This window comes from Streptomyces sp. NPDC048383 (genome assembly GCF_040651775.1).
In the GTDB taxonomy this organism is placed as follows: domain Bacteria; phylum Actinomycetota; class Actinomycetes; order Streptomycetales; family Streptomycetaceae; genus Streptomyces.
Map to the genome: position 1 here is coordinate 1 of NZ_JBEZKS010000125.1, position 6,791 is coordinate 6,791.

A 6,791-nucleotide genomic window follows, 5' to 3' on the forward strand; every position below is an offset into this window, starting at 1 on the left:
CTACGACAAACGTGCCTACGTCTACCTCGGGACCGTCACCCTCGCGACCCTCATCATCTGGCTCCGCAGCTGATCCAAGAAACAGAACCTAGGCGGATGTCCCTGGCTGCCCGGCCCGCGAGGGTGCGGGAGCCGTAAAGTCTGGGGGTGGAGTCCTGCCCCGATCATCGCCGTATCGTTCCAACGTGCTTCGGCTGCTGCCGAGCGGCGTTGAGTGCCACTCCGTCCGATGTGGAAGAGCTGACCCGGCTGGACCCGGATGCCTTCGCCGCATTCGCCGGCTCACATCGGGCCTGGGTGGAGAATCTCCTGCTGGTCGAGTGCGCTGACCGCCCGATGATGGGGTGGCCGTGGCCCGGCGGCCCTCCGCTAGTCGTGAAGTGGGCGATGTGGGCCACCCCCGCGGTCGCCGCCGTGCTGCCCGTTCCTACGGCGGTCGCTGTTGGGCTCGCGCGGGCGAATCAGCGGCGTGAGAGCGATCGCGGCCGCCATGCGATGTTGACCTATCGCCTGCTGCAGCACCTCGACGGCGAGGTGGACCAACGGCTTGCCGCGCTGTGGTGCGATCTGGCGCTACTGGCCGGCGAGCAGGACCCGGTGGCGGCGGCCGGACTGCGTGCGCGTGTGGACAAGCGGGCCCGCCCGGGGGCGTGGGCGCGCTCGCTGGAGTGGCTCCTGCTCTGGGGGACGCAGTTGAGGAGTCTGGACGTCGCGCTCACCGTCGCGCTCGCCGACGCGCACCCCACGGTCCGGCAGGCGGTCGGCCGTTGTAGCCGTAGCCCGGTCCTCTGCGTCCAGCTCCGTGCCGCAGGCCTGCAGGCCGCGATGGCGTCTTCGCGGCCGCTGGAAGAGCGACTGCTCGACATCCTGTCCGCTTCGGTCGACGACCGCCGCAGCGCCTTCCCGCGACCGCTGGGCGCTCCGTCGTCCACCTGGCTCGCCGACCACGGCCTGGAGGACCTCGTGCGGGGCGCAGCCCGCCGTGCGGTTGCCGAGTTCGCCGGTTCCATGGGCGACCTCGGGGCCGCTGAGGAGGAACATCTCACGGCCACGCTGCTCGCCGGCCTCGTCCGCGAGTTCACCGCCCTGCCCGCCCACACCCGGCTGACCGGCGTCGGCGGCCCGCATCTGCGGGTCGGCCACCGCACCGTGACCAAGAAGGAGGAACGGACCAACGGCGCCGACATCGGCGTCGTCGTCGACATTCGCGTACCCGGCCAACTCCATCTGCGGACGGGAGACCTCGTCCAGGTGAAGAAGTCCACCGCCCTGATGCCCGGCCGCTCCGGGCGCGGCGACACCTGGACCGTCAAACGCCGTCAGCTGCACGACCTGTTGGAGCACAGCGCCAGCGCCGTGTACTGGCTGATCCGGGGCACCGGTGATGTTCTCGTGGTTCCGGCGAAGTTCCTCGCCGCCGTCGAGGGTGCCACCGCCCTCCCCTCCTCCCAGCAGTTCACCGTCGGCCACACGGTCGTCCGGCACGCAGCGGTGCCCATGGAGCAGTACCTGCCCGATCTGGTCGTGGGCCTGTGGCTCGGCAGCAGCAGTGACCGGACGCTCCAGGCGGCGCAAGGCACCGGACGCACCACACGACCCCGGTTCGCCCTGACGATCGATGTCGTCCTCGAACCCATGGAGGGGTGAGCGGCCCCACCCGCTCACTGTCCTGGGGACCAGCCCCCGGCGGGCCGGACGGCAGGTAAGAGCTACGCCCAGCTCCTGGGTGGACAGGAACTGGGAAACCGGCCGCCGGAGGCCGTGGCACCGGTGGATACTGCCGGGGTGTCGATGGATTTGACGAGCGCGCTGGCCGCGCTGGATGCTCACGAGCCGGGCTCCCTCCTCGAACTGCGCGAGACGCAGTGGCTCGACGCGAAGGTCCGGCCCTACCAGCTGGATAGTCCGCGCGCGGTCGAAGAGCTCGCCAAGGACGTGACCGCCTTCGCCAACGGGGGCGGCGGCGTCATCATCATCGGCATCGCGACACGTCCGGAGCACGACGAGGAAGTGCTTGACCACATCGTTGGTGTCGAGTCCTCAGCGGTGAACCTGGACCAGGTCCGCAAGCTGATCCGCGCCCAGATCACGCCGTCGCTGCGCGGGGTCCGGGTCGGCTGGTCGGGCAAGGACGAGCGGGTGGTGTTCATCCACGTCCCGGCACAGGCCGTCGACACCCTCTTCGTCGTGCCGGCACCGGTCGGGAAGGCCAGCTCGGTCCGGCCGGACACGGTCGCTGTGCCCGTGCGGGACGGGGACAGCACACACTGGCTGCTGCGGAACGAGATTCAGCAGCTGCTCTCCGCCGGCGTGCGGGCCTCCGGCATGCCGACGCCTCAGGCGCTCGCCGAGCTGGTGCGCGAAACCGTGGCCAGCGCCGAACCGGCCGCCATACGGATCGGACAGGGCCTGCCGGACCGGGAGCGCGAGCTGCGCGACGCGCACCGCCAGCTGGCCGGGTCCGGGCTCGGCCAGCCGGCCGGGGAGGCGTGGGCCCACGGGCCGGCCGCCATGCAGGACCTGCACCATGTCCGCGACGAGGAACCGGGGTGGGTCCTGTGCCTGGTTCCCGGTCGCCCGCCGGTCGCGGTCGCCGCGCCCGTCTGGCAGGCGATCACCGAAGCCGGCCACGGCGCCGCGGGCCGAGACCCGCTCGCGGCCGTGGGCTACCCCGTCGCGCCCGCGGCCGACGGCCGGTCGTGGGTGCTTCCGGCCGACGCGCAGAGCGTGGACCTTGACAGCGGATCGTGGGGTGCGGGCCGCTTGGCGCGGCCGGAGAACGGCGCGTGGCGATGGCAGCCCCTCCCCCGGTTCAGTCTCCATCAGGGCCGGGCGGCGTCGAACTGGACCGCCGGCCAGACGCCGGCTCTGCGTCTGCGGGCCGTGGTGAATCTCCCCTGGGCCGGTCCGGACGCCCTGGAGATCACCACACAGCGGCGTCACGAGATCGAGCAGCAGCTCCCGGTCAGCGCGTTGTCCGGTGCGCTGACGATGCTGTCGCAGCGCCGAGGGGCGAATCTGCCCGCCGCCCGGTGGGAGCGGGGTGAGTACAGGAGGAACTCCTCCCGTACAGCCGCCTACCCGTGCACGATCAGCAGCCCGGACGGCGCACCCGCTGTGAGGGCCGGCGTCATGTTCGCCCTGCCGACGTCGATGGAGTCCACCGTGGTCGCCTGCGCGGGGCTCGTGGTCGAGGATTCCGCGGCCTGGGCTGCGACCGTCGGCACCGGCTGGGACACGCAGCTGCACCTGGAGGAAGCTCAGGCGGCCTTGTTGAGCGCGTGGGAGACAGCCGCCGGGCTGCTGCCCGGCCTCGTCGACGCCGGGCATCTGCCGTGGTCGGCACCGCCCACCACTGAGCTCCGGCTCAGCAGCGAACGGCCCGCAACGAACGGCGTCCTGCCCGCCCTGGACACCCTCGTCGACCTGGCGCCGTTCGGGACCGGTGACGGCAGTCGGCCCATGATGGCCGTCACGATCACCGGCGACCCCCTTGTCCCCGCCTCCCAGCGCCGGGACCTGACCAGGAGGGCCCTGGTGTACATGGCTCGCGAGTTCGGTTACATCGACGCGGAGTTGAACGCACTGCAGTAGGCCCACGGGCGGCTCACAGCGAAGCATGACGCGACCGCGGCCTCATTTCGGTGTGGTCCTGCACGTGAAGCGGATGGTCCGGGAGAGGCTGATTCTGGCCATGTGCGTGGCCAGGTCCGACCGTCTGGGAAGTGGCTGCCGCATCGCGTCTACGCTCACCACTCATGAGCGATCCGACCATCAACTTCCTCGCCACGTTCGCGGGCGTCGGCCGAGCCCTGTTCAGCAAGCTCGACGACGCCCTCGAGTGGTGCGACCGGCGGGCCGAGGAGCAGTTTCCCGGCGCCGTCGTGGAGTGGCGCGAGCCGGAGGGCCCGGCGAACGTGGGAACAGGTAAGACCGGCCAGCAGTGGCATCGCCAGGAGCCGCAGCCGGGTCAGTCCATCCCGCCGCTGAGCCTGGGAAGTGTGGTGGCGATTCCCCTCGACGCGGAAGTGTGACAGCGGGGGCGCCACCGGCATGCGGATTGACCTCGTCAGCCGGCCGCTTGCCAGCCCGGACCGTCTGCGGCACGGGCCGCCCGGTCGTGCTCCCTGCGGGCAGCCTCCAGGAGGTTGCGCCAGGACGTCACCGTAGGGCGGCGGCGTGATTCCCGGGCACGCGGGGCGAACACCTTCTTGCCCGTGATCACGGGCTGTCCGGCGGGCTGATCCCCGGGCGCGCGGGACGAACACCTTCGCTGCCACCGTAGACACCGAACGGTGGGGATGATGCCCGGGCGCGCGGGGCGGACTAGAGCCTGTCTCTTTGACCGGTGAGTGCCTCGTGGCGGGGGGCTGGCTAGTCTGCTGCAATGACGAGCAGCGAGCTGATCGTTGACCTGCGCGGTCGGCCGATCGAGACACTCAACGACTTCTGGTATGCGGTTGCCGAGCCGTGCGGGTTGCCGGAGTGGTTCGGCCGGAACCTGGACGCGTGGTCGGACACGATCGAGACCCGGGGCATCTCCGAGGTGATCGACAGTCACGACATTCTCATCGTGCACGTCGACCAGCAAGGTCTCTTCGGTGGGGATCGGCGGGAGGCCGATGTCCTGGCCGGCATCTTCGACGGCGAACAGAACCGGCTCGTCGTCCATGGGCTGGTCTGAGAAGTCCTTTGGACGCCTTGCTCAGCGCCGGGTCCAGATGAGAATGGCAGCAAGGTGGAGTGCGGCCTGGTAGGCGATGGCGAGTTTGTCCGTCCGCATTGCCAGGCCGCGCCACTGCTTGAGTCGGGCGATGCACCGCTCGACGGTGTTGCGCTGCTTGTATGTCTCGGCGTCGAAGCCGGGCGGGCGGCCTCCGGCGCGGCCTCGCCGCAAACGGTGACGGCTCTGATCGCCTGGCTGTGGGATGACCGCACGGATGCCACGCCGGCGAAGGTGTCCACGGATCGCTCGGGAAGAGTAGGCGCGGTCCGCAAGGACGATTGCTGGGCGGGTCCTTGGTCGGCCGGGTCCCTTTCGAGGGATCCGGATTCTGCCCATGACCGCTTCGAAGGCCGGCGCGTCACCGGCCTGGCCCGCGGTGACGTGGATGGACAGAGGCCGTGCCCGACCGTCGCTGGCCAGGTGGACCTTTGTGCTCAAGCCGCCCCGGGAGCGTCCGAGCGCGTGATCAGCGGGCTCGGACCGGCCGGGCGCCCCCTTTTCCTGGCTCCGGCCGAATGCTGGTGAGCCCGACAGACGGTGGAGTCCACCGAGACCGTCCATTCCACGTCGCCATCGGCATCCGCCACCGCAAGGAGCGCCGCAAAAACCCGCTCCCATGTGCCGTCCACGGCCCACCTGATCAGGCGCTTGTGCGCCGTTTGGAACGGACCCAGCTCTTCTGGCAGGTCACGCCAGGGTGAGCAGGTGCGGTACTTCCACGCGATGGCTTCCAGGGTCCGCCGGTGGTTGGCCCCTCGTCGTCCGCGGACCGGATCAGCCGGCATCAGCGGCTCGATCCGGTCCCACATCGCATCAGTGATCACTAATCTAATAGGCATGTCCGATCAACTGCTCAACCCATCAAAGGGACACGCTCTAGACCCAGCTCGGACAACAGAGATCGCCGCGGGGTGCCTCCCGAACGAAGAACGCTTGTTGGTGAGAGCTAGCAGCAGGAGGCAGGGGATGGCGGTGACGTCGACTGGCGGCGTCCGTATGGTTCGGTGGATGAGTCTGATCGAGGTGGTTCCAGGGCAGTTCGAGGTTGTCGTTCGGGGGCCAGGGGCGCAGGCGCCCTCTGTCCGGTTGTTCGACTGGTCGCGGGCAGATGAGTACGAGTTCGCTTTCGCTGTGGAGGTCATCGCTAGCGGTGTGCGTGCACGGCTCGAGACCGTCACAGTGACGGTCTGGGACACCATGAGCGAGTTCTTCGATGGCCTCGCGCGTGACTTCCGTGGTTGGGAGGGCGAGCGAGTCTGGGACAACAACCACCTGATCGTGACGGCGACGTTCGGCTCGGGCGGCCATGTGTATCTGGGCTGGACGCTGCGATCCGGCTTCTTCCCCGGCGACTGGAACTGCACCGTGACGACCGTGATCGAGGCTGGTGAGGGGATGACCGCCGTAGCCGCTGACCTGCGGGAATTCCTGCGCGAAGAGTAGGTTGTCGGCAGTCGGCCCGTCCGGAGGGGATCCTTGCCTGCTCAGCCGAGGGCTTGTCGTGATCACACCAGACACACCGTGATCATTCCACCCAAGGAGGTAGGTCGAGCGAGTGCCCTTCGCGCTGTGCTGCGCCTGCCGGCGTGCCGGTCCGGAATGCTGCCGTGGCCGAAGACGGACAGAGCCGGCCTTGTTCTCCTGCACCGCTGCTCCAGGCCTGGCGCGACAGCCTCCACTGGGACGCGTCCGAGGTGCCCGCCCATAACGACCTTTTGGTGACCAGGTACTTGAGGATTTCAGTCGCCGAGGCCCCGGTCCGGGGTCGGGGGGCGGAAGTCCGGGGCGGGGGCGGAGGTCGGCCGGGGGCGGACGGCTTGGCCGGCGGGGGTTTGGGGCACGCCCGTCTGCCAAAGGTGGCTTGCGGGCGCTTTTGGCCCCCGCGGCTTCGGCGGCGCGGTCTGCCCGGTGCCGGGCGTTCGGTCGAGGCCGTCGGCTCCTGGCGTACCCATCCGCCACAGGTGGCTTTGGGGTGCGTTCGGGGTCCGGGGGGTCGGCGTCGGCCGGTCCGCCTCCGTGGTGGGTCCCGGACGCTGCCAGCGCTCGGGGATGGTCGAGCGCCTCT

6 protein-coding genes are annotated in these 6,791 nt (G+C 69.9%); 5 read left to right on the plus strand and 1 reads right to left on the minus strand.

Annotation, left to right across the window (positions count from 1 at the left end; translation table 11 throughout):
• The first annotated feature begins 495 nt into the window (after positions 1-495).
• The 4 genes from AB0D46_RS38145 to AB0D46_RS38160 all read left to right on the plus strand — a co-directional run bounded on the left by AB0D46_RS38145 (position 496) and on the right by AB0D46_RS38160 (position 4,684).
• Entirely contained in the window at positions 496-1,647 is a 1,152-nt protein-coding gene (locus AB0D46_RS38145; protein ID WP_362884657.1) for a hypothetical protein, read from the plus strand.
• Positions 1,648-1,791: 144 nt separating this feature from the next.
• On the plus strand, positions 1,792-3,594 hold the full coding sequence (locus AB0D46_RS38150; protein ID WP_362884666.1) for an RNA-binding domain-containing protein: 1,803 nt from the start codon (positions 1,792-1,794) through the stop codon (positions 3,592-3,594).
• A 164-nt stretch (positions 3,595-3,758) separates the two neighbouring features.
• Positions 3,759-4,034: a hypothetical protein gene (locus AB0D46_RS38155; protein ID WP_362884659.1), complete on the plus strand. Its 276-nt coding sequence runs from the start codon at positions 3,759-3,761 to the stop codon at positions 4,032-4,034.
• 353 nt (positions 4,035-4,387) lie between these two features.
• Positions 4,388-4,684, plus strand: coding sequence for a barstar family protein (locus AB0D46_RS38160; RefSeq protein WP_362884661.1), 297 nt, complete (start codon positions 4,388-4,390; stop codon positions 4,682-4,684).
• A gap of 21 nt (positions 4,685-4,705) precedes the next feature.
• Here AB0D46_RS38160 and AB0D46_RS38165 read toward each other — a convergent pair.
• Positions 4,706-5,565, minus strand: a protein-coding gene (locus AB0D46_RS38165; protein ID WP_362884663.1) for an IS5 family transposase whose coding sequence is annotated in 2 segments (ribosomal slippage) — positions 4,706-5,214 and positions 5,214-5,565 — 861 coding nt in all. Because the reading frame shifts where the segments join, the coding sequence is not laid out codon by codon here.
• Positions 5,566-5,734: 169 nt separating this feature from the next.
• On the opposite strand from AB0D46_RS38165, the gene AB0D46_RS38170 reads away from it, so the two are divergent.
• Positions 5,735-6,169 (plus strand): DUF6228 family protein, encoded by a 435-nt coding sequence (locus AB0D46_RS38170; protein ID WP_362884664.1) that lies wholly within the window; start codon positions 5,735-5,737, stop codon positions 6,167-6,169.
• Positions 6,170-6,791 lie beyond the last annotated feature (622 nt).

Coding starts and splice junctions, on each gene's coding strand:
- AB0D46_RS38160 (WP_362884661.1), top strand. CDS start 4,388: ATGACGAGCAGCGAGCTGATCGTTGACCTGCGCGGTCGGCCGATCGAG.
- AB0D46_RS38170 (WP_362884664.1), top strand. CDS start 5,735: ATGAGTCTGATCGAGGTGGTTCCAGGGCAGTTCGAGGTTGTCGTTCGG.
- AB0D46_RS38150 (WP_362884666.1), top strand. CDS start 1,792: ATGGATTTGACGAGCGCGCTGGCCGCGCTGGATGCTCACGAGCCGGGC.
- AB0D46_RS38155 (WP_362884659.1), top strand. CDS start 3,759: ATGAGCGATCCGACCATCAACTTCCTCGCCACGTTCGCGGGCGTCGGC.
- AB0D46_RS38145 (WP_362884657.1), top strand. CDS start 496: ATGTTGACCTATCGCCTGCTGCAGCACCTCGACGGCGAGGTGGACCAA.